General features: G+C 57.5%; 21 protein-coding genes. 12 read left to right on the top strand and 9 right to left on the bottom strand.

Features of this window, described 5'->3' with window-relative positions; translation table 11 throughout:
• Positions 1 to 34 precede the first annotated feature (34 nt).
• The 5 genes from QMK54_RS10830 to QMK54_RS10810 all read left to right on the top strand — a co-directional run bounded on the left by QMK54_RS10830 (position 35) and on the right by QMK54_RS10810 (position 5,727).
• Entirely contained in the window at positions 35 to 1,405 is a 1,371-nt protein-coding gene (locus QMK54_RS10830; protein ID WP_154910114.1) for an aminotransferase, read from the top strand.
• 35 nt (positions 1,406 to 1,440) lie between these two features.
• Positions 1,441 to 2,556 carry an ABC transporter ATP-binding protein gene (locus QMK54_RS10825; protein ID WP_154910299.1) on the top strand — a complete coding sequence of 372 codons (1,116 nt, stop codon included), beginning with the start codon at positions 1,441 to 1,443 and terminating at the stop codon, positions 2,554 to 2,556.
• Between the two features lie 86 nt (positions 2,557 to 2,642).
• Positions 2,643 to 3,692 (top strand): ABC transporter substrate-binding protein, encoded by a 1,050-nt coding sequence (locus tag QMK54_RS10820; RefSeq protein WP_154910113.1) that lies wholly within the window; start codon positions 2,643 to 2,645, stop codon positions 3,690 to 3,692.
• Positions 3,693 to 3,712: 20 nt separating this feature from the next.
• Positions 3,713 to 4,924 carry an ABC transporter permease gene (locus QMK54_RS10815; protein ID WP_154910112.1) on the top strand — a complete coding sequence of 404 codons (1,212 nt, stop codon included), beginning with the start codon at positions 3,713 to 3,715 and terminating at the stop codon, positions 4,922 to 4,924.
• Between the two features lie 2 nt (positions 4,925 to 4,926).
• A complete protein-coding gene (locus QMK54_RS10810) occupies positions 4,927 to 5,727 on the top strand; it encodes an ABC transporter permease (RefSeq protein ID WP_412072642.1) in 801 nt (266 codons plus the stop codon).
• A gap of 84 nt (positions 5,728 to 5,811) precedes the next feature.
• On the opposite strand, the gene QMK54_RS10805 is transcribed toward QMK54_RS10810, so the two are convergent.
• From QMK54_RS10805 to QMK54_RS10790, 4 genes are all read right to left on the bottom strand, one after another.
• On the bottom strand, positions 5,812 to 6,612 hold the full coding sequence (locus QMK54_RS10805) for an IclR family transcriptional regulator (RefSeq protein ID WP_154910110.1): 801 nt from the start codon (positions 6,610 to 6,612) through the stop codon (positions 5,812 to 5,814).
• Between the two features lie 74 nt (positions 6,613 to 6,686).
• Positions 6,687 to 8,027, bottom strand: coding sequence for an MFS transporter (locus tag QMK54_RS10800; RefSeq protein WP_154910109.1), 1,341 nt, complete (start codon positions 8,025 to 8,027; stop codon positions 6,687 to 6,689).
• Positions 8,028 to 8,080: 53 nt separating this feature from the next.
• Positions 8,081 to 9,670: a GMC family oxidoreductase gene (locus tag QMK54_RS10795; RefSeq protein ID WP_154910108.1), complete on the bottom strand. Its 1,590-nt coding sequence runs from the start codon at positions 9,668 to 9,670 to the stop codon at positions 8,081 to 8,083.
• A 31-nt stretch (positions 9,671 to 9,701) separates the two neighbouring features.
• A complete protein-coding gene (locus tag QMK54_RS10790) occupies positions 9,702 to 11,132 on the bottom strand; it encodes an NAD-dependent succinate-semialdehyde dehydrogenase (RefSeq protein WP_154910107.1) in 1,431 nt (476 codons plus the stop codon).
• Positions 11,133 to 11,327: 195 nt separating this feature from the next.
• Here QMK54_RS10790 and QMK54_RS10785 point away from each other — a divergent pair, with 195 nt between their 5' ends.
• From QMK54_RS10785 to QMK54_RS10760, 6 genes are all read left to right on the top strand, one after another.
• Positions 11,328 to 11,723, top strand: coding sequence for a cupin domain-containing protein (locus QMK54_RS10785; protein WP_154910106.1), 396 nt, complete (start codon positions 11,328 to 11,330; stop codon positions 11,721 to 11,723).
• Positions 11,720 to 12,478, top strand: coding sequence for an HpcH/HpaI aldolase family protein (locus QMK54_RS10780; protein WP_154910105.1), 759 nt, complete (start codon positions 11,720 to 11,722; stop codon positions 12,476 to 12,478). Before QMK54_RS10785 ends, QMK54_RS10780 begins: the two co-directional genes overlap by 4 nt.
• A 30-nt stretch (positions 12,479 to 12,508) precedes the next feature.
• On the top strand, positions 12,509 to 13,441 hold the full coding sequence (locus QMK54_RS10775; protein ID WP_154910104.1) for a DUF6282 family protein: 933 nt from the start codon (positions 12,509 to 12,511) through the stop codon (positions 13,439 to 13,441).
• A gap of 10 nt (positions 13,442 to 13,451) precedes the next feature.
• Positions 13,452 to 14,513 carry a dihydroorotate dehydrogenase gene (locus QMK54_RS10770; protein ID WP_154910103.1) on the top strand — a complete coding sequence of 354 codons (1,062 nt, stop codon included), beginning with the start codon at positions 13,452 to 13,454 and terminating at the stop codon, positions 14,511 to 14,513.
• Between the two features lie 86 nt (positions 14,514 to 14,599).
• Complete coding sequence (locus QMK54_RS10765) at positions 14,600 to 14,773, top strand: hypothetical protein (RefSeq protein WP_191628317.1); 174 nt, start codon at positions 14,600 to 14,602, stop codon at positions 14,771 to 14,773.
• 291 nt (positions 14,774 to 15,064) lie between these two features.
• Positions 15,065 to 15,424, top strand: coding sequence for an acyl-CoA dehydrogenase C-terminal domain-containing protein (locus tag QMK54_RS10760; protein ID WP_317851221.1), 360 nt, complete (start codon positions 15,065 to 15,067; stop codon positions 15,422 to 15,424).
• Between the two features lie 948 nt (positions 15,425 to 16,372).
• On the opposite strand, the gene QMK54_RS10750 is transcribed toward QMK54_RS10760, so the two are convergent.
• From QMK54_RS10750 to namA, 4 genes are all read right to left on the bottom strand, one after another.
• Positions 16,373 to 16,756 (bottom strand): nuclear transport factor 2 family protein, encoded by a 384-nt coding sequence (locus QMK54_RS10750; protein ID WP_223508425.1) that lies wholly within the window; start codon positions 16,754 to 16,756, stop codon positions 16,373 to 16,375.
• Positions 16,757 to 17,047: 291 nt separating this feature from the next.
• Complete coding sequence (locus tag QMK54_RS10745; RefSeq protein WP_223508417.1) at positions 17,048 to 18,067, bottom strand: alpha/beta hydrolase; 1,020 nt, start codon at positions 18,065 to 18,067, stop codon at positions 17,048 to 17,050.
• A gap of 204 nt (positions 18,068 to 18,271) precedes the next feature.
• Positions 18,272 to 18,655 carry a nuclear transport factor 2 family protein gene (locus QMK54_RS10740; protein ID WP_223508416.1) on the bottom strand — a complete coding sequence of 128 codons (384 nt, stop codon included), beginning with the start codon at positions 18,653 to 18,655 and terminating at the stop codon, positions 18,272 to 18,274.
• Between the two features lie 60 nt (positions 18,656 to 18,715).
• Complete coding sequence (namA, locus tag QMK54_RS10735; protein WP_223508415.1) at positions 18,716 to 19,756, bottom strand: NADPH dehydrogenase NamA; 1,041 nt, start codon at positions 19,754 to 19,756, stop codon at positions 18,716 to 18,718.
• A gap of 112 nt (positions 19,757 to 19,868) precedes the next feature.
• Here namA and QMK54_RS10730 point away from each other — a divergent pair, with 112 nt between their 5' ends.
• Positions 19,869 to 20,258 (top strand): winged helix-turn-helix transcriptional regulator, encoded by a 390-nt coding sequence (locus tag QMK54_RS10730; protein ID WP_223508414.1) that lies wholly within the window; start codon positions 19,869 to 19,871, stop codon positions 20,256 to 20,258.
• A gap of 233 nt (positions 20,259 to 20,491) precedes the next feature.
• Here QMK54_RS10730 and QMK54_RS10725 read toward each other — a convergent pair whose 3' ends face one another.
• Entirely contained in the window at positions 20,492 to 20,833 is a 342-nt protein-coding gene (locus QMK54_RS10725; protein WP_223508424.1) for a nitroreductase, read from the bottom strand.
• Between the last annotated feature and the right edge of the window lie 197 nt (positions 20,834 to 21,030).

Genomic DNA, 21,030 nt, shown 5'->3' with positions numbered 1-21,030 from the left:
ATACGCTTGAACACTGATTGAAGAGGATGACGTCATGACCGCTCGTGATTCGGCCCTGGCCAAGCGAGATATCGCCCACCACCTTCACCCGCAGACCAATCTGCGGTTGCACGAACAGCTGGGCCCACTGCTGATCGAGCGTGGCGAAGGCATTTATGTTTTCGATGAGCAAGGCCGACGCTATATCGAAGGTATGTCTGGCCTGTGGTGCGCAACGCTGGGCTTCAGCCAGCCGCGCTTGGCTGAAGCGGCGTATGCGCAGATGTTGAAGCTGCCCTACCAACAGACATTCGCCCACCGTAGCCATGGACCGGCAGCCGACCTGGCAGCCGAACTGATTGCTCACGCGCCAGCGGGCTTAGGCAAAGTGGTGTTCCAGAGTTCAGGATCGGAAGCGATCGATACCGCAATCAAGTTCGTGCGCTACTACCACATTGCGTTGGGAAAGCCGGGCAAGACACGCCTGATTGCCCGCCAACGCAGTTACCACGGCACCACCTTGGCCGCCGCCAGCCTCACCGGTTTACCCAACATGCATAAAGGTTGGGGCGAGCCTCTGGCCGATGTCATCCATGTGCGTTGCCCACACCTCTATCGCCAAGGCCTGCCAGAGGAAACCGAAGAAGCGTTCTCCACCCGCCTCGCCGAAGAACTGGAGCAAGCCATTCTCGACGCGGGCCCTGAAACCATTGGCGCATTCTTTGCAGAACCGGTAATGGGCACCGGCGGCGTGATCGTGCCGCCAGCCGGCTACTTCGCCAAGGTCCAGGCGGTACTGCGCAAGTACGACATTCTGATGGTGGCCGACGAAGTGATTTGTGGCTTCGGCCGTACCGGTTATTACTGGGGTTGTCAGGCTATGGGCATCCAGCCGGACATGCTGACCTGTGCCAAAGGTTTGTCCGCCGCGTTCCAGCCGATCTCGGCGTTATTGCTCAGCGACCAGATCTATCAGGTCATCGCCGATCAGAGCAACACGCTCGGCGGCCTCGGTCACGGTTACACCTATGGCGGGCATCCGGTGGCCGCCGCTGTGGCGCTGGAAACACTGCGCATGTATGACGAACTGGATATCGTCGAGCACGTTTGCGAGGTTGCCCCGGCGTTTCAGGCGGGCATCAAAGCCTTTGCCGATCACCCGCTGGTAGGTGAGGCACGCGGCATCGGGCTGATGGCGGCATTGGAGTTCGTCGCCGATAAGCAGACCCGTGCGCCCTTCCCCGCCGAGCTCAAAGTGGCCAGTAAAGTCAGCGACGTGCTGCAACGCAACGGCATCTTGTTGCGTGCCCTGGGCGACACCTTGGTGTTGGCGCCGCCGCTGATCGTCGATGGCGATCAGATCCAGACTATTCTCAAGGCAGTGGCCCAGGCACTCGATGAAGTCCTCGCGGGTATCCGGCCATGACCGCACACTCCAGCCGCGCATTAACCAGGGTGCCTATGCCATTGCCCGACGACATCGCAGCAGCCGAAGCGCAACGTCCGGTACTGGTTCGGTTCGAAGGTGTACACAAGACCTATGACGAACGCAGTTGGGTCGTCGACAACCTCGACTTGAACATCCGCCAGGGCGAATTTCTGTCCTTGCTCGGCCCCAGCGGTTCGGGCAAGACCACCACTCTGATGATGCTTGCCGGTTTTGACGCGCCAGACCGTGGCCGGATCCTCATGGACGGCAACGACATCAGCAAACTGCCGGCCTACAAGCGCGACATGGGCGTGGTTTTCCAGAGCTATGCCCTGTTCCCGCACATGAGCGTGGCCGAGAACGTCGCCTTCCCCCTCAACCTGCGCAAAATACCGGCCGCCGAAGCCAGGGTTCGGGTCAAGGAGGCGTTGGCACTGGCGCGCCTGGAAGGCTTCGAGGACCGCAACCCGGCGCAGTTGTCCGGCGGCCAGCAACAACGTGTCGCACTCGCCCGGGCGCTGGTGTATCGCCCACGCATCCTGCTGATGGACGAGCCGTTGGGCGCCCTCGACAAAGGCTTGCGTGAGCACATGCAGCTGGAACTCAAAGGCATCCACAAACAGCTGGGCATTACGTTTGTCTACGTCACCCACGATCAAGACGAAGCCATGACCATGTCTGATCGCGTGGCCGTGTTCAACGAAGGCAAGATCGCCCAGATCGACCGGCCGGAAACCATTTACAACCGACCCGCCACTCGCTTCGTGGCCAATTTTCTGGGTGAGACCAATGTGCTGGAGGGTGTTCTGGTCAGTGTCTCGGACAATCTCGCCCGGATCCGGCTGACCGAAACGGGCACGGTCCACGAGGCCTTTTGCGCCGATCCCGAGCTGACCGCAGGCAGCCCGGCAGCGCTGGCGATTCGCCCCGAGAACTTGCGACTGGCCGCACCCGGCGAAGCCGCGATTCAGGCCTGTGTCGTCGACAGCATCTTCCATGGCGCCCATTGCAAGCTGCGCCTGGTGATGATCAATGGCTGCGAACTGTCGATGACTTACAACCCGGGAAGCCTGGGCCAGGCGCCGCCTCTGCCCGGTGAAAGCGTAAGGCTGGCGTTGCCCGCTGCACAGGCAATGGTTTTGCGCTGAGCGCTCCCCCAAAAAAACAACACCGCGTCGATCTGTTACGTCACCACTGCCGACCACAACTAAATCAAAAGTCTGGGAGTCACATCATGTTCAATCCATGCTCCGTTCGCAGTCTCACCTTCGTTTTGTGCGGGCTCGCCCTGCTCCAGGGAACCGCTCAGGCCAGAGACCTGACCGTGGCCTCCTGGGGTGGCGCGTATCAGGATGTGCAGCGCAAGATCTTCTTCGAACCGTACAGCCAGGCCAGCGGCAACAAAGTCATCGATGACAGTTGGGAAGGCGGTATCGGCTTGTTGAGAACTCACGCCGAAGGCGCTGACAGTGGTTGGGACGTGGTTCAAGTCGAGGCCGAAGACCTTCAGCTGGGTTGCGGTGAAGGGCTTTTCGTCGCGATGGACTTCAAACATATTGGCGGCAAAGACAACTACATCCCCAGCGCGGTCAGCGAATGCGGTGTGGGCAGCGCGGTCTACAACTTCGTGCTGAGCTACGACACCAGCAAGGCCAGCCGTGCGCCCAAAGGTTGGAGCGACTTTTTCGATACCAAGACTTTCCCTGGCAAACGCGCATTGCGCCAGGGTCCCAAGGGCAATCTGGAAATCGCCCTCATGGCCGACGGTGTTGCACCGGCCGACGTTTACAAAATCCTCAACTCGGCGGGCGGCGTAGAACGCGCTTTCAAAAAACTCGACACGATCAAAAGCCAGCTGCTGTTCTGGAAAGCGGGCGGCCAACCGATGCAATTGCTCGCGTCTGGTGAAGTGAGCATGACCACGTCCTATAACGGGCGGGTGACCAACGCTATCCACCAGGATCACAAACCGTTCGGGTTGGTGTGGAATCAGTCGCTGCAAACCATGGACAGCTGGGTGATCCTCGCCAACTCGCCGAACGTCGACAAAGCCTACGGCCTGCTGGATGTGATGGGAAAAGCTGAAAACCAGAAGAAATGGCCAAGCCTGCAGCCGACCGGGATCACTTCCGTCAAAGGCATCGCTGAAACTGACCCGGCGGCGCTCGCTGACTCCCCAAGCGCACCGCAGAACAGCGCCAACGTGCTGGTGCTCAACGACAAGTTCTGGGTTGACCGTATCGACGAACTAAATGCCAAGTGGACCGCCTGGTCGGCCCAGTGATCCGGATCGAGTAAATAGACATGAGTGCAATCGTAATCAATGCCTCATCACCGGTGGTCGCCCGCAAGGATCGCGGCGCCCTCTGGCGCGCCTACGGCCTGCTGGCACCCTTGGTGGTGTTTCTCGTCCTGACCTTCGTCGGTCCGATCGGCACACTATTGTGGCGCGCTGTCGCTGACAGCGAGCTGCCTCAAGCCATGCCTGCGACGGCCACTGCCGTTGCAAACTGGGATGGCATCTCTGCCCCGGACGAGCGCTTATTCAAGCCTTTGGTACAGGACCTAAAGGCCGTGTCGCCCCGTGACCTGGCAGCGGCGGCCCGGCGCCTGGCCTACGAGGCACCGGAACTGCGTGGTTTGCTGATGACCGCCAAACGCGAGGCCGCCGATCTGGACGGCAGCAGTGCAGGCATGCAAAAGCTCGATCCGCGCTGGCTGGAAAATGCCACCTGGCAAACCTTCAAGCGTGCCTCAGGACCCGTCGGCACTTACCACCTGCTGTCCGCCGTGGACATAAAACACGACTACCAGCAGGGCCTGGTCGCCAAGGATGAAGCCGGTCTGTATCGCTCGATCCTCGGACGCACCTTTGGCATCGCCGCCATCACGACGCTGGTCTGTGTGCTGTTGGCATTCCCGCTGTGCGTGTTTCTCGATCGTCGAACGCCAAAGACCCGCAACGCGCTGTTGCTACTGATCCTGCTGCCGTTCTGGACGTCGATCCTGGTTCGCACGACCGCCTGGATGGTGCTGTTGCAGGATCAGGGGATCGTCAACGCCATGCTATTGAAGCTGGGATGGATCAACAGTCCGTTGCACCTGTTGTACAACCGCTTCGGGGTGATTCTGGCTCTGGTTCACGTGATGCTGCCGTTCATGGTGTTCCCGCTTCTTGCGGCCATGTCCAGTTGCAATCGCCTGCTGGTACAGGCGGCCTATTCGATGGGGGCTCGCCCGTTGCGGGTGTTTTTCCAGGTGTACCTACCACAGGTTCTACCTGGGCTGGCAGCCGGGGCATTGATGGTCTTCATCGTCACGCTGGGCTTCTACATCACGCCCGCATTGCTCGGTGGACCGGCCGATCAAATGATCAGTTTCTACATTGCCCAATTCACCACCGGCACACTGAACTGGGGGCTGGCGTCGGCGTTGGGGTTGGTGCTGTTGGTAGCAACCACCCTGCTCTACCTTATTCAGGCGCATCTTGCCCGTCGCAGCACAGGAGCGAAGTGATGATCCGCAATCCCAATAGTGGGCCGATGGCCTGGTTCGGCAACCTCGGCGTGTCACTCAGTGGCTGTCTGGTACTGGCCTTTCTGCTGCTGCCTATTCTCATCGTATTGCCGCTGTCGTTCAGCGATAGCCGCTACATGTCACTGCCACTGGGGCACTTTACGCTGCGCTGGTATGAGGACTTCTTCTCCTCGTCACAATGGCTGAGTGCATTGTTCAACAGCTTTGCGGTGGCTCTGGCGAGTACCGCCCTTGCTGTAGTCCTGGGTGGACTGGCGGCGCTGGGTCTGCGACACCCGGCCATGCCTGGCAAACGCTTCATCGAAGTGCTGTTGATCGCCCCCATGATCGTGCCGGCGGTCATCGTCGGCGTGGGTATGTACTTTGTATTCTCCAATGCGGGGCTGACGCGAACTTACCTGGGGTTGATTCTGGCGCATACCACCCTGGCCGTGCCTTTTGTGGTGGTCAACGTCGGCTCCGCGCTGGGCGGTCTGAATCAACGCCTGTTGTGGGCAGCAGCAAGCATGGGTGCGACACCCTGGGTGACGCTGCGCAAAGTGACATTGCCACTGATTTCACCTGGCTTGGTGTCCGGGGGTTTGTTCGCCTTTGCCACCTCTCTGGATGAAGTGGTGGTGACGCTGTTTCTCGCTGGCCCTGATCAGCGGACCCTGCCTCGCGAGATGTTCACTACCGCTCGAGAAGCCTTGAGCCCGGTGTTGCTTTCAGCGGCAACCGTCATGGTGCTGTTTGCCACTCTGCTGTTGCTGCTGTCACGCGCAGCAACCCGGCGTTCATAACCTCAGACCCGCAAGACAGCAATAAAAAAACAGGCCTGCATTACAGGCCTGTTTTTTATTGGGCTTTTCCTGACCCGCGCTTGATCACAAACGCTGGTAGGTCCCTGCATGCAAACGCTCGCTGATCTCGGCCGCTGCCGATTGCAACTCGCGCAGCATCGCGGCCGGTGGTGGCGAAGGAATCGCCGCGCTCGGACCCACGATCCCAATCGTGCCGACAATCACATCGTTCTCGCGAAAGATCGGACAGCACAGCGCATTGATACCCATGGTCACTTCACCGTCGGCATCGTCATAAAGCCGTTGGCGAATCAGTTCCAGACGCTGGGTGAGCGACTCGGGATCGTGCAGGGTGCGTTCGGTGAGAGCCGGCATCTTGCGGCGCATGACCCGTTGCTGGCTGGCGGCATCGGCGAAAGCGAGCACGGTGCGCCCCTGTGCCGAGCAATAGGGCAGCACGCGGTTACCAGGCTTGACCGAAATGCACACATTGGCTTTGGACTCGACACACGACACCACCAGCGCAGTGTCATGAGTGGCGACCGCCAGCAGTGCCGTTTGCCCCGTGGCGTCGCGAATACGTGTCAGGTAAGGATCAGCAATGGCCCGCAGGTCAAACTGCTCACCTGCCGCCTCACCGTAGGCGACCAGGCGAGCCCCAAGCAGGTATTTCTCGCTGACGGGATCTTGTTCGAGGATGCCCAGCTGACGCATCGAGGCCAGATGCCGGTAGGTTCTCGGTTTGGCGGTTTGCAGCAGATGAGCCAGTTCAGTCACCCCCAAAGGGCGGCGTGCAGCGGTCAGCTCATCGAGCAGACGGAACACCATTTCCACCGATTCCAGCAGTACGGGGCCGGTGGTGGGCTTTTCGTCATCCTGTTCCAAGAGGTCACCTCGAGTCGATAACTGGAAAAGCCCGATTGTATCTCCTGCCGAAACACTTGTGTTGTTCTGCGATATCAGATGTTCGAGAGTTCAGGCAATTCTTTAACGGCCACAGCGCCTGGAGGCTTGATTGAAAACATCACCAGCGCCCCGATCAACGTCATGCCGGCCAGCGCATACAGGCCATATTCGAGATGCCCGCTGCTCTGCTTGACCCAACCCATCATGAACGGACTGGCATAGCCGCCCAGGTTACCGACGGTGGCAATCAGAGCAATACCTGCCGCCGCCGCGGTCCCGGTGAGCAGTACACCGGGCAGCGCCCACAACACACAGAAACCCGCCAGGCCGCCAGACATGGCCAGACTCAGCCCTGCCAGCGACAACACCGGCTGATCATGGAAGTACGCCGCAATTGCAAGCCCGAAGGCAGAAGCCAGATTGCACAGCGTACCGTGCCAACGTCGCTCACGTTGTTTATCCGAGTGGCGGCTGACCAATACCATGACGACCGACGCCACCGCGAAAGGAATAGCTGCGATCAACCCGGTATGAAACAGGCTTTTCACCCCAAGACCCTGAACGATCTGCGGCAGCCAGAATGACACCCCATAGGTGCCGCACAGCAATGCGAAGTTCACGTAGATCAGGCACCACAAATCTTTGCTGACGAATGCCGCCCGGAAGTTGTGGCCAGCCCCCGCCGCTTCATGCTGCTGGCGCTGAGCCGCCAGTTGCTGCACCACACGAGTGTTCTGTTCAGGGCTGAGCCAGTGCACCTTGCCAGGTCGATCGTCCAGGTAAAAGAACACCGTGATACCCAGCAGTACCGCTGGAATTCCCTCCAGCAAGAACAACCATTGCCAGCCCGCCATGCCCGCTACGCCGGCAAATGTCTGCATGATCCAGCCGGACAGCGGACTGCCCAGAACACCGGCCATCGCAATGCCCAGATTGAACCAGGCCATGCCCTGGGAGCGCGCATAGGAAGGAAACCAGTAGGTCATGTACAGCACGACCCCTGGATAGAACCCGGCCTCTGCCATGCCCAACAGAAAGCGCAGGATATAAAAGGCCGTTGGCGTTTTGACGAACATCATGCAGATCGACAGCACCCCCCAGGTGATCATGATCCGGGTGATCCAGAACCTCGCCCCGACACGCTGCAGGATCATATTGCTGGGTATCTCGCACAGACAGTAGCCGACGAAGAAAACCCCGGCGCCGAAACCGAACGCAAGATCGCTCAAACCGATGTCGGCCGACATCTGCAGCTTGGCAAATCCAACGTTCACGCGATCCAGAAAGGCGACCACATACAAGACGAAAAGGAACGGCAACAGGCGCCACGCGATACGGTTGTAGAGCAGGCTGTCCTGGTCATTGTCGAAGGTGCTGCGGGATATGAGGTTCATCGCTGTACTCTTGTAATTGTTGTGCATGCGAAGAGGTGTTGGGGTTGGACTGACTACGCGGCATTCCCCAAAATGAAATCGGCACACCGCTCACCGATCATGATGCAGGGAGCATTAGTATTGCCGCTGACGATAGTCGGCATGATCGACGCATCGGCGACGCGCAGCCCCTGCACGCCATGCACCCGAAGATCGGGCCCGACGACTGCGTTGGCATCCATCCCCATGCGACAGGTTCCCGCAGGATGGAAAACGGTTTTTGCAACACTGCGCACGTAGTCCTCCAGCACATGATCTGCAATGTCGTCGTGATCAGGTAGCAACAGCATTTTTTCCACGACGCTGGCCAGCGCTGGTGCACGCAGGATTCGGCGGGCAAATTTGACGCCTGCGACCATGGTCCGAAGGTCGTGCTCATCACTCAGGTAATTGGCCTTCAGCGAAACCTCTTGCATTGGGTCGGCACTTTTCAGGCGCAGTTGGCCACGCGAGCGAGGCCGCAAGGCGCAGGGGTTGATCGAGATACCGTGGCCACTGGGTGGCAACCGGTCGATATCGCCGACCAGCGCCGGCACCACATGAAATTGCACGTCCGGCCGACCGCAACCGGTGGCATCGACGAAAGCACCGCTCTCCACCACGTTGGAGCTAAGCAGACCCGAACGGTTGGCCAGGTACTTGAGACCGTGCCCCAACGCACGCAAGCCCCGGTCATGCCCGAGCAAGCTGACAGGTTCACGTGTTTGCGCATACACCGAAGCGCTGAGGTGATCCTGAAAGTTCTCACCCACGCCCGGCGAGTGCACGCGCATTGCAATGCCCATTTCATTCAGATGAGCCTGCGGCCCAATCCCCGACAGCATCAGAAGTTTGGGTGAAGCAATCGCTCCGGCACTGACAATGACTTCTGCACGAGCGGTAAACCTGATCGCAACGCCTTCACGATCCATGGCCCGAACTCCCGTGACCCGAGCGCCATCGAACAGCAGTTCGGTGACATGGGTCTCGGTGAGCACTTTCAGGTTTATGTTGTTGCGCAAAGGCTTTATGTAAGCCACCGCCGAACTGGCGCGCCGACCGTGAGACGTGGTGGTTTGATAGAAGCCGGCGCCCTCTTGTCTTGCGCCGTTAAAGTCATCCGTCGCCGGCACCCCCGCTTCAACCGCGGCCCTCACAAAAGCGCGGCTCAAGGCATGCCGGTGACCAGCGTCACTGACGTTCAGCGGGCCATTCTGGCCGTGCAAGGCGCCACCTAACCGGACGTTGGTTTCGCAGCGCCGAAACACCGGCAGAACGTCCTGCCACCCCCACCCCGGACAACCACTAGCTTGCCAATCGTCATAGTCTTGTGCCTGGCCGCGTATATAAATCATAGCGTTAACCGAACTACCACCTCCCAGCGTGCGGCCTTGTGGAATGTAGACCTGGCGCTGATTGACGAAAGGCTCGGGTTCGGTGCGATACATCCAGGTACGCCGGGAGCCGTGAACCCGAATGAAGGTGCCGGGAATGTGAATGTACGGATGGTTGTCGGCCGGTCCGGCTTCAAGCAACAGCACCTGCTTGCCAGCACTCGCCAGCCGTGCGCTCAAGGCACAGCCAGCGGAACCGGCCCCGACCACGATGTAATCGAAGGTTTGCATGGGCATTGTTCTCGGTGGTGGGCGTTCTTGTTCAGCCGATCTGGCTGACGAATTTAGTGGTGAAGTACGCGTCCAGCCCTTCACTGCCGCCCTCGCTGCCGTAACCGCTGTCCTTGACGCCACCGAACGGCGTTTCCGGTGCAGCCAGGCCGAAGTGGTTGATGGAAACCATGCCCGACTCCAGCTCATCAGCCAGCAACGTTGCGCGCTGGATCGACCGGGTGAACGCGAAAGCTGCCAGCCCAAAAGACAAGCCGTTGGCCTTCTCGATTACTTCCTCGACAGTGTCGAAGCGAACAATGGAGGCAATCGGGCCGAACGGTTCTTCGTTCATCACCCGTGCGTTTTCAGGCACATCAGTCAGCACCGTCGCGGGATAGAAAAAGCCTGCGCCTTCGGCGGTTTTGCCACCCAACACCAGTTGTGCGCCGACGGCCAATGCGTCATCGACATATTCCTGTACGGCGGCCACCCGGCGTGGATTGGCTAACGGGCCCAGTTGCGTCGAGGCATCGTGGCCATCACCGATCTTGATTGCGGCACCCGCCGCGCAGAACGCATCGACAAACTGCTCATACACCGCCGATTGCACATAGAAGCGCGTTGGCGAGGCGCAGATCTGGCCGCCATTGCGGAACTTCAGCCCTGCACCCAGCGCCGCCACGGCCTTGACGTCGACGTCATCGCAGACAATGAACGGTGCATGCCCACCCAGTTCCAGTGTGCAGCGCTTGAGGTACTGCCCCGCCAGCGCACCCAGTGCCCGTCCAACAGGGACCGAGCCGGTGAACGACACCTTGCGGATGACCTCGGAACGAATCAGGTAATCGGACACTTCGGCCGGCACGCCAAACACCAGGTTCAGGACACCGTCAGGCACGCCGGCATCCTGAAACGCACGGCACAACTCGATGCAGGATGAAGGGGTTTCCTCCGGGCCTTTGGCAATGATCGAACAACCGGCCGCCAGTGCACCGGCAATCTTGCGCACCAGTTGGCTGACCGGGAAGTTCCAGGGACTGAAAGCCGCTACCGGCCCCACAGGCTCGCGCAATACGGTCTGCCGGACTCCTCGGGCGCGCGGTGGAATCACTCGACCGTAAGCGCGGCGCCCCTCTTCGGCGTACCAATCGATGTGATCGCCAGCGCCGAAGGCTTCAAGTTTGGCTTCCGCCAGCGGCTTGCCTTGTTCCAGGGTAATCAGCGCCGCAATTTCATCCGAACGTTGACGCACCAGATCCGCTGCCCGACGCAGGATTTTCGAACGCTCGTAGGCCGAAGTCTTGCGCCACAGCTGAAAGCCACGTTGTGCCGCCGCCAGCGCGCGATCCAGATCGCCGGTCGTGGCCAGGCTCAGTTTGGCGATCAATTCGCCGGAGGCCGGGTTGAACACGTCGGCCTGGCGCTCGTGGGCGCCGGCAGACCATTGACCGTCAATCAGCAGGGATTCGATAACTCGCATGTAGAAAGCACCTTTGGCAAATTGAAAAATGTGGTTTCACTGAAAGAAATTATGTTTCTCTGTGTAGCGCAATCCTAGAAGTCTAAAAGCGTGGGTGTCAAGGCGAAAAAGTCGCTTGACCGTTTAATATTGGACGCGCTAGCGTTATCTCACAGCGAAATACTATTCCTACAAAAGAAACAAAGGTGCGATCTGATGAGTATTGCCAATGCACTGCTTCATAACTGGGATGACCTGCCTCGCGAAACCGTCCGCAAGGGCGTCGAGCGCGTAGCGTTCCGTGGTGATGACACGCTATGCGTGATGAACTGGCTAACCCCGGGCATGGATGTTTTTCCTCACAGCCACACCTTCGAACAACTAGTGATCATCGTGCAGGGACGCGTGCGCTTTCACTTGGGTGACGACGTCGTCGAAGGTGGCCCGGGCAGCATGATCCGCATACCGCCCCATGTGGTGCACTACGCCGAACCGATCGGTGACGAAGTGGTGATGAACCTCGACGTGTTCTCGCCGATCCGTGACGACTACCGGCACCTGATCGAATACCAGGCCAGCGAATTCGCCAACGCCGGGCAAAAACAGCCATGAACTTCTCGTCCCGACTGCGTGCCGGCCAGTCACTGATCAGCACCTTCATCAAGACGCCGAGTCATGCGGTGGTAGAGATCGCCGGTGACTGCGTGCTCGATGCGGTGGTGCTGGATGCCGAACACGCGCCCTTCGATCAAGCCAGCCTTGATCGTGGCCTGTTGGCCTGTCGCGCCGCGAAAGTGGCCGGCCTGGTGCGCGTCGCTGACGACCGCCCCGCCACGCTGTTGCAGGCGCTGGACCTGGGCGCCGACGGCCTGGTGTTGCCGCATATCGTCGATGCGGCCCAGGCACGCCTGGTATTGCAGGCAACCCGCTATCGCAACGGTAGCCGGGGCTTCTCCAACTCGCCCAGGGCCGGCCGCTATGGCCGCGCGAGCCTTGCCGAACACATGGCCGACGAAGATGGACGCCACGCGATCATTGCCCAGATCGAGGACCGCGCGGCACTGGACAACCTGGCGGCAATCGCCAGCGTCGAACAGATCGACTGCCTGCTGGTCGGGCGGGCTGACCTTGCCGTCTCGCTCGGCGTCAGCTCGCTGGATGATCCACGCGTCGAGTCCGCCGTCAGCCGCGTGATCGAGGCCGCACGGCAAGCCGGCAAGTCCGCCGGGATTTTTGTCTCCAACAGCGAAGACCTGGAGCGCTTCAGCAACCAGGGGATACGCTTTTTCATTCTGGGCTCGGATCAGGCAGTGCTGCGAACTGGCTGGACTCAACAGGTGCGTCATTTTCACAGCTTGATTCGCTGAGCCGCCTGCATAACTACAAGAGGTAATTCCATGAACGCTATCGTCAATACACCCGTCAACGAAGAGCGCCAGGCGCACATCGACAGCCTCATGCGCGGCGCCATCGACCTGCACTGCCACAGCGGCCCCTCGGTCATGCCGCGCTACTGCGACCATGTTGAAGCCATGCGCGAAGCAAGCGAAGCCGGTTTAAAGGCAGTGCTGCTCAAGGACCACTATTACAGCTGTACACCCGTGACGACCCTGCTGAACAAACACTTCAGCGAGCTTGATGTTCATATGCTGTCAGGCGTGCCGCTGAACAACTCGGTCGGCGGACTCAACGTGCATGCGGTCGAGCACGGCTTGAAGCTGGGTGCGAAGCTGGTCTGGATGCCAACATTTTCTTCCGCCAACCACATCGCCCATCACCATCAGGACGAGAAGTTCACCGAAAAATTTCCACAAACCACCCAACGCATGCTGCAACCGATCCCTTTGACCGTCCTCGATGACGATGGCCGCCTGAAGGAAGAAGTCAAAGCGATCCTCGACTTGATTGCCGCAGAAGATGTGGTGCTGTCGGCCGGCCACCTCAACATCAAGGAGATCTGGCCGCTGTTTGAAGAAGCCCGCAAACGCGGCGTCAAACGACTGCTGGTCAATCATCCGACCTACGTGGTCGATGCCACGCTTGATGACATGCGCCAACTGGCCGGCGAAGGCGTCTATATGGAGCATTCCATGTGCATGTGGGTACCCGGGTCGAAATTCAAATTCTACGACGATCAATTCCTCAGAGAAGTGATCGAAGCGGGCACCGTGGACCTGACCATTCTCGGTTCCGACCTGGGTCAGCAAGGCAATCCAAGCATCGCCGAGGGTTTTCGCAATGTGATTGGCCAACTGCTGGATCTGAATTACAGCGACGAGGATATTCGCAAGATGACCTCCGGCAACGCTTCCCGCTTGATGAACCTGTGAGTGCCCGGTCATGACGCGACTAATCACCCAGATCGGGCCACTGTCCTTTAAGAATCCGGTGTTCTGCGGAGCGGGCGAGCAGACCATGACTCGCGATGCCATCCGCGCGGCCCTGGCCACTGGCGCAGGCGCGGTGGTCGCCAAATCAACCAACGAATCGCAAGCAGCCAAACACCAACTGGACAAGACGGACTATGCGCTGCTGGATTCGAGCTGGAATCGTTTGCCGTGGGACTTTTCCCCGCCATCCGACGCAAGCCTGTTCGGTCGCTCAGGCCTGGTGCAACGCGGGTTCGCCGAATGGCTCGAAGAATTGGTCAAGCTGGACTTGGAGGCTCGACAGCAAGATGCATACGTTATTCCCAGCCTGATCCTCAGCGACCTTGAACAATGTGCGGAGTACGCCCGGCAGATTGAACAGGCTGGCCTAAGAGTGCTGGAGCTGAACATTGGCGCACCTCACGGTGAAGAAGCAGCCAAGGGTGCCATCGTCCTTGAGCGGGGTGCGGCACGCATAGAAGCCATTGTCTCGCGTATCCGCCGGGCGACGACATTACCGCTGTGGATCAAGCTCACCGGGCAGAGCGAGGACGTCGTCGGTCTGGCTCAGGCCGCACGCAGAGGTGGAGCCGACAGTGTCGTGATGATGGGACGCTTCATGGGCTTTCTGCCGGACCTGGAAACCGGCCTGCCCCTGCTCGGAACCAGTGCCGCAATAGGTGGCGGGTGGGCGCTGCCACTGACCGCGCGCTGGCTGATGATGACCCGCAAAGCCATGGGCGATGATTACCCACTGATCGCCACCAATGGCGCTCGCACCGGGCTCGACGTCGCGCGCTTTTTGCTTTCCGGGGCCTGTGCCACAGAGATGACCTCGGCGGTGTTCACTGGCGGCTATGACGTATTGTCTCGCGCTGTACGCGAACTGGATGAATATGTCGTCAAACGAGGTCTCAGCGTCGAGCAACTACTGGGCAGCGCGGCTGATCAGGTGCAGACCTATCAGCAACAACCTGACAGACCTGAGTGGTGGAAAGGCTTTGCCCCGGAGTGCCCAGGGTCTCCAGACTGAAGCGGCTTGGTCGGGAGATCACTGACAGTTGGCGGTTGATGTTGCCGTGAAGAAATTGCCCAAACAGAATATGTGAGAACACACTGATGAAAGCCTTAGCAAACACCCAGACTTGTTCGGGGGGTTGCTTTGAGTTGGCAGCAGACAAAAAAGCTCTTTTGGCCCCTCAGTGGGGCAAAAAGTGGGGCAAAAACCAGTTCCGCGAAAAAACGATGAGCCATAAAAAAATCCAGTCACCGCTAAGTGACTGGATTTATTAAAGAATAAATGGTCGGGACGGAGTGATTCGAACACTCGACCCCTAGCACCCCATGCTAATCAAAATCATAACTAATTGATTTGTAAAGGATTTTTTAGATAAACGCATCCACTCAATTAAAGTGGAATGAAGCCCATCCATGTCACCGCTCAAGCGAAATACTCCAATCTACTGCCGCCGTGATAACCCGATATTCATCGTCCAATTACGGGGGACGCAACAGCGACTTGGGTCAGTGCAAGATCGGCCCACGGATCAACTTGCGATCATCGGTGGCAGTCCAAGACGATGAATCCGCGGACTCGACAGCCTGCCCGGCTGCCCACATGCACAGCCTCTGCTGGATGCCGTACAAAACCTGGAAAACCTCAGCCTCTGGCTGCAAGACCGGGCCGCCGAAGACCCCAACTCAGTCGGCAGTGCCTGCTTCTTGTATTTACAGCTGTTCGGTTACGTGGCGTACGCCTACATGTGGCCGCGCATGGCCCGGGTTGCGCAGGCCAGGCTTGAAGCAGATGAAGATTTCCACAGCGCCAAACTGGCCAGCGCGGCATTTTATTTCAATCGGCTGTTGCCACGGATTGCCGGGCCTCAAGCCAGCATCCGGGCGAGCAGTGAGTCGCTGTATCGCCTGCGTGCGGAGCAATCCTGAAGCGGCGAGCAGATTGGCAGCCTGGTGACTACACCAGGCTCAAGCAAGCAATGCGTGCTTACACCGAATCAGTAGTTGTCTGGTAATGCTCCGACAGCTCGCACTGCATCGATGTCCTTGACCAGTGCTGCGTTCATCAACTGCCGGTGTTCATGGGGCACCTCACGTTCGAAGCTCGCGGCGTAGTGCATCGACAGGAAGCGATAGCGCGCTGTTTGATCCCACAGTGACGCACACCGGCGCAGCAGAGTCGGCCAATTATCCCCTACATTTTCACAGTCGATGCAGCTTCACCATTTTCACTGACATTACAACCGAAGCAGATTCATCTGTTCAAATTTCGATCAGCTTTCTTTCGTCATTCACCTAAAGATTTTCAGAGTTTTACCCACAGAGATGTCCACAGTTTCTGTGGGTAACAGTCTTTTTTTCAAAACTGTATAGACGAGCGATTCGATTCCATTCCCAGTCAATACGGATTCGAAGCTAAAGCCCGCGGATACGAAGCGCGGCTGTCCGGCCTGTTGGCCGAACCCGGTGCCTGGCGGAAGACGCCGTCACCCGCCAGCGCCTCAACGTGCAATTCCAAGAAGCCCGCGCCTCACGCTCGGAGATCGCCAGATGTTGGTGCCCGTACCGAATTGACCCAGTTGTCAAGATACCACTGACCCCGTCTGCTTCTCGCGAACCGTTGCCTTTGCTGGATTTATGCTGATTTGGAGATGGGTCAGTCTTGCATCAGCACGCGGGTCAATTCGGAATAGGCGCCAATAGGCCAAGGGCGCATTGGGTAAGGTAGTAATCAAATTCTCGTAGGATCAAGAAAGGACTGGCTCATCCGGCAGTTGAATACCGACTCCAATAACTGAAGTCGATGGCGGTGATCGAAGGGTTCCAGCGCAGAAGCCCTAGATAGTCGAGCAAAAAGCCGCCGGACAGGTCAAGTACTTAAGGCGCAATATGCGTTTGGAAAATCTTGCTAACCACGGTCCACTTACCTTCGACTTTCAGCAGATGGAAGAAGTCAGTGAAAGAGATGCCTGACATGTCGTTAGCGTCGATGCGAGCGCTAGCCGCGGTACCGACGATTTCGATGCGGACTATAGCGGCCTGTGCGTCAGGAGATGGACGGAAACCCTTGTCGATCCCATCGAACAGGATTGGAATCGCACCACCTGCCAGCTTGCCATCGGTGCCGACGCTGTACATCGTCGCATGTTCGTTGAAGGCGGGCTTCATGATACTGCTCTTGGCCTGCTTGCAACCCTCAATATACTTGTTAAGCACCTCAGTGATAGCTTGGTACTCTTCTACGTAGGTAGGTTTGCTCACTGTTTTACTACTGTCTTGTTGGTCACTCGGTAGGTTATCTGCTTGAGCAATCGCGCCCAAGCTCGAAATTAGGGCGACAAAAAACAAACTCTTGATAGAAGTACTTTTCATTTATTCACTCTTAATTTAATAAATATTGCGATTATTGATTTATGCTCAACTCTGCAAAAAGCACAGCAGGTGTTCCGAAAACTTTGGTGCTGCTGTAGCTTCGTAATGAAATTAACGATGTATTTTCAATAAAGGACTCTTTCAGTTTCACCGTGACCTGCGGATTCTTTGTTTTTGAAACTACTTGCTCAGGCTGGTCTTGAGTTCTTGAGATGCCTGCTCGATCGCGGTGCGAGGCGCCGGCAGATGGCTGAATGCGTTCGACAGCCCAAAATCGTGAATCATGCCGTTGTAGCGTACCGACTTCACAGGTACACCCGCAGCGTCGAGCTTGCGGCCGTAAGCTTCAGCTTCATCGCGCAGGACATCGAATTCGGCAGTTTGGATCAGCGTCGGCGGCAAGCCCTTCAACTGCTCGGTTGTCGCCTGCAGCGGCGAAGCGTAAATCTGCTTGCGTGCTTCGGCGTCGAGTGTGTAATTGTCCCAGAACCACACCATCAAGTCCTTCGTCAGGAAGTAGCCGTTGGCAAACTCCTTGTAGGACGGCGTGTCAAAGTTTGCATCCGTCACCGGGCACAGCAACACTTGCGAACGCAGTGCTGGTGCGCCCTTCTCGTTCGCCATCAAGGCAACCACGGCTGCAATGTTCCCACCAGCGCTATTGCCAGCTACGGCCAGGCGTTTGCCGTCTACGTTGATCTCCTTGCCATGTTCGGCCACCCACTTTGTCGCAGCATAGGCTTGCTCGATGGCGACGCCGTATCCCGCCTCGGGCGAGAGGGTGTAGTTGACGAAGACCGCCACCGCGCCCGAGCCCATCACTAGGTCACGCACCAGCCGCTCGTGGGTCGGGAAGTCGCCCAATACCCAGCCGCCGCCGTGGAAGTACATGAACGCGGGTAGGACTTTCTGATCGCTGCCGACCGGGCGCACGATAGTTAGCTTAAGGTCGCGGCCATTGACGCGGATCGTCATCTCGCTGACATCAGCTGCCGGCAAGGCCACCTGAGGGGCAGCCTGGGCGGACATCAGCGCGGCGCGGGCCTCGACTGGCGTCATGGAGTCCAGCGTCTTTATGCCTTCAAGGGATTTCAAAAATTCTGCTACATGGTGTTCAACGCCGGGCTGGTCGGCTGCAAGTGCATTACCAAGCGACAGCGTCACGACGGAAAGGGCGAAAGCGGAAGTGAGGGTCTTCATGATTTTCCTATGTCTAGCCTGAATGTCTGCATCATCAAATAGTGAGCAACGTTGTGATCTATTGCGGCTTCAATCCGGCGGTCGAAGGCAACCTCCTCAAGGCTGCGTGCCGGACGTACAATTCCGCCGACGCCCGGCAGCAAAAGAAAACACAGTAGGCATGCAGTGCAGCCTCGTCGCCGCGCGGTCGAGGAAGATAGAGCCTCAAGGGGAGACGTGGGTGTGGAAGATCTTGCTGATTACCGTCCACTGGCCATCGACTTTTAGCAGATGGAAGAAGTCGGTGAAGGAAATGCCAGACATGTCGTTAGCGTCAATTCGAGCGCTAGCCGCTGTACCGACGATCTCAATGCGGACGATGGCCGCCGGTGCGTCAGGAGATGGGCGGAAACCCTTGTCGATCCCATCGAACAGGATTGGAATCGCGCCGCCGGCCAGCTTACCGTCGCCATCGACGCTAAACATCGTTGCTTGCTCACTGAAAGCTGGCTTCATGATGCTGCTTTTGGCCTGCTTGCAGCCCTGAATGTACTTGTTCAGTACCTCGGTGATGGCTTGATATTCTTGAACGTAAGTCGGTTTGCTCATGTGATTACCCTGCTTCATTGGATTGCTATTGATTACTGATTTGATTTACGCAGAAAAGCTTCAGGCTTTGGTATCAAGCCAGACAGATCCATAGCGTGTGTAGGCCTCAGGAATCTCTATGATTTCCCTCAGATCATCTGCTGCGGTGCGCACCCAGAATGGATCGCGAAGCATTTGCCGCCCTATAAACACCAGATCAGCTCGGCCGTTTTGCAAAATTTCTTCGGCTTGGCGCCCGCTCTGGATCACACCCACAGCCCCCGTGGCAATGTGCAGCTCCTTACGCAGTAATTCCGCCGCAGGTACTTGGTAACCTGGGTAGGTCTGCACCTTTACCATCTTGATTCCACCGGAACTGCAGTCGATTAGGTCGACACCCTGCTCTTTCATCCAACGACCATATTCAAGGAACGATTCAGGCGTGTTTCCACCTTCGGCGTAATCAGAGCTAGATATCCGAACGAATAGAGGACGATCTCCCCAATGCTTTTTGACTTCCTCCAAGACTTCGCGCAGGAAGCGATAGCGACGTTTGGCATCACCGCCATACTCGTCGTCGCGCGTATTGGCCAATGGTGAAAGAAACTCACTCAGCAAGTAACCGTGCGCGGCATGGATCTCGAGTACATCGAATCCGGCATTTTTGGCGCGGCGGGCAGCATCGCCATAGAGCTTCACCAAACCCGGAATTTCATCAGCCGCGAGTTCGCGGGGAACAGAACTGGTTTCCGTGAACGGAATCGCCGATGGCGCGATGTGAATGAGATTGGGCAGGTCAGCATTGCGTCCCGCATGGCCAATCTGAGCACCGGCTTTTGCACCGAAGCTGTGAAGCAGTTCAGTCAGCGCCTTCAAGCCAGTAACGTGCTCATCACTCCAGATGCCGAGGTCACCGGGCCCGATGCGACCATCAGCGTGGACAGCCATCGTTTCGGGAAAAATCAGCCCCGCCTGACCTAAAGCGCGAGCACCATAATGAACTCGGTGCCAATCAGTGATAAAGCCGTCATCGGCAGCCATGTGCATGCACATGGGCGACATGACAACCCGGTTTTTCAGTTTGAGGCCTTTAATTTCGTAGGGGGATAACAGCAAGCTCATCTAGAACATTCCATAGTGATCGATACGGAATGATGCTAACGTACACAGCACATATGCGTAAGTACGCACAATTTTGTGCTGTAGGCACACTTTGTATACCATGGAGATTAAAGTGAAAAAATGTATCCCTCAGGGTGAAATTGAGGCGTTCGCTTGTCCCGTCGCATTTACCGTCGATGTCATTGGTGGAAAATGGAAATCGCTTATATTGTTCCACCTGATGTCCGGAACGAAGCGCTTCAACGAGCTGCGACGCCTAATACCAGATATCACTCAGAGGATGCTGACACTCCAGCTGAGAGAGTTGGAGACTGATGGGGTTATTCATCGCGAAATCTATCGCGAGGTGCCGCCCAAGGTGGAGTATTCGCTCACAGAATTAGGTAACTCTCTCGCGCCTTTGGTGAGTGCTATGCGAGAGTGGGGAGCTGTGCACGAGCACACGATCTTGGAACTCAGGCGCTCTGCGATCGATGACGACCAGTTTGAATCTCTGGCTTGATTCTGTGTCGCAGTGCGACGCTGGCAATCGAAGCGCCGGGCTGGACACACTATTGAACGACCTGGGCCGTGAAGGATTTCGAGCAGGAACAGCGTTATGGCTGCATCAAACACCCGCTTAAAAGACTAGAACGGGTCCCCACTTAAATTTATGTGCCCACCATGTCTTGACTTCGCAGAGCTGGGTAGATAACTAGGCCGGACGAATATGCCTCTCCAAGAGTTTTACAAACTTCAGAAGTAAAGCCAGACAAAGCCTTCCACCGGCACCCGCTTGCTTGTGAGCGTGTTCTCTACCTTGGTGTTATCTGCATATCCCAAGCTCATGAAGCACACCATCTTCTGATCGCTCGGCAAATTCAGATGCTTGAATATCAGTCGATGGTATTTGTTGAATGCGGCTTGCGGGCAGGTATCTAGATCGAACGTTCGGGCCATCAGCATCACATTTTGTAGAAACATGCCGAAGGCGAGCCAAGAGCCCTGCTCCATGGATCGATCGGTGGTAAATACAATGCCCACTGGCGCGTCAAAAAACTTAAAGTTATCGTCATGTTTTTCTCCTCGTACACGCAGTGCACGGTCCAGCAGCCCGGAGTCTGATAGTGTCCGACGATTTTTTCTGCACGGTAAATCGCCTACAGACTACACCTAAAAAAAGACCGCACATGGGCTCAACCGCCGGGATCAATGTGTTTTTCGTAAACAACGCCCTACTCCACCTCGGAGTACTACCAATCAACCCAAGCGCGTTAAAAAATGCCTTGAGATTT

The organism is Pseudomonas sp. P5_109 (genome assembly GCF_034009455.1).
Classification (GTDB): Bacteria; Pseudomonadota; Gammaproteobacteria; order Pseudomonadales; family Pseudomonadaceae; genus Aquipseudomonas.
The sequence above is the reverse complement of the archived record's forward strand: the minus strand, read 5'-3'. Positions and strand labels throughout refer to the sequence as shown.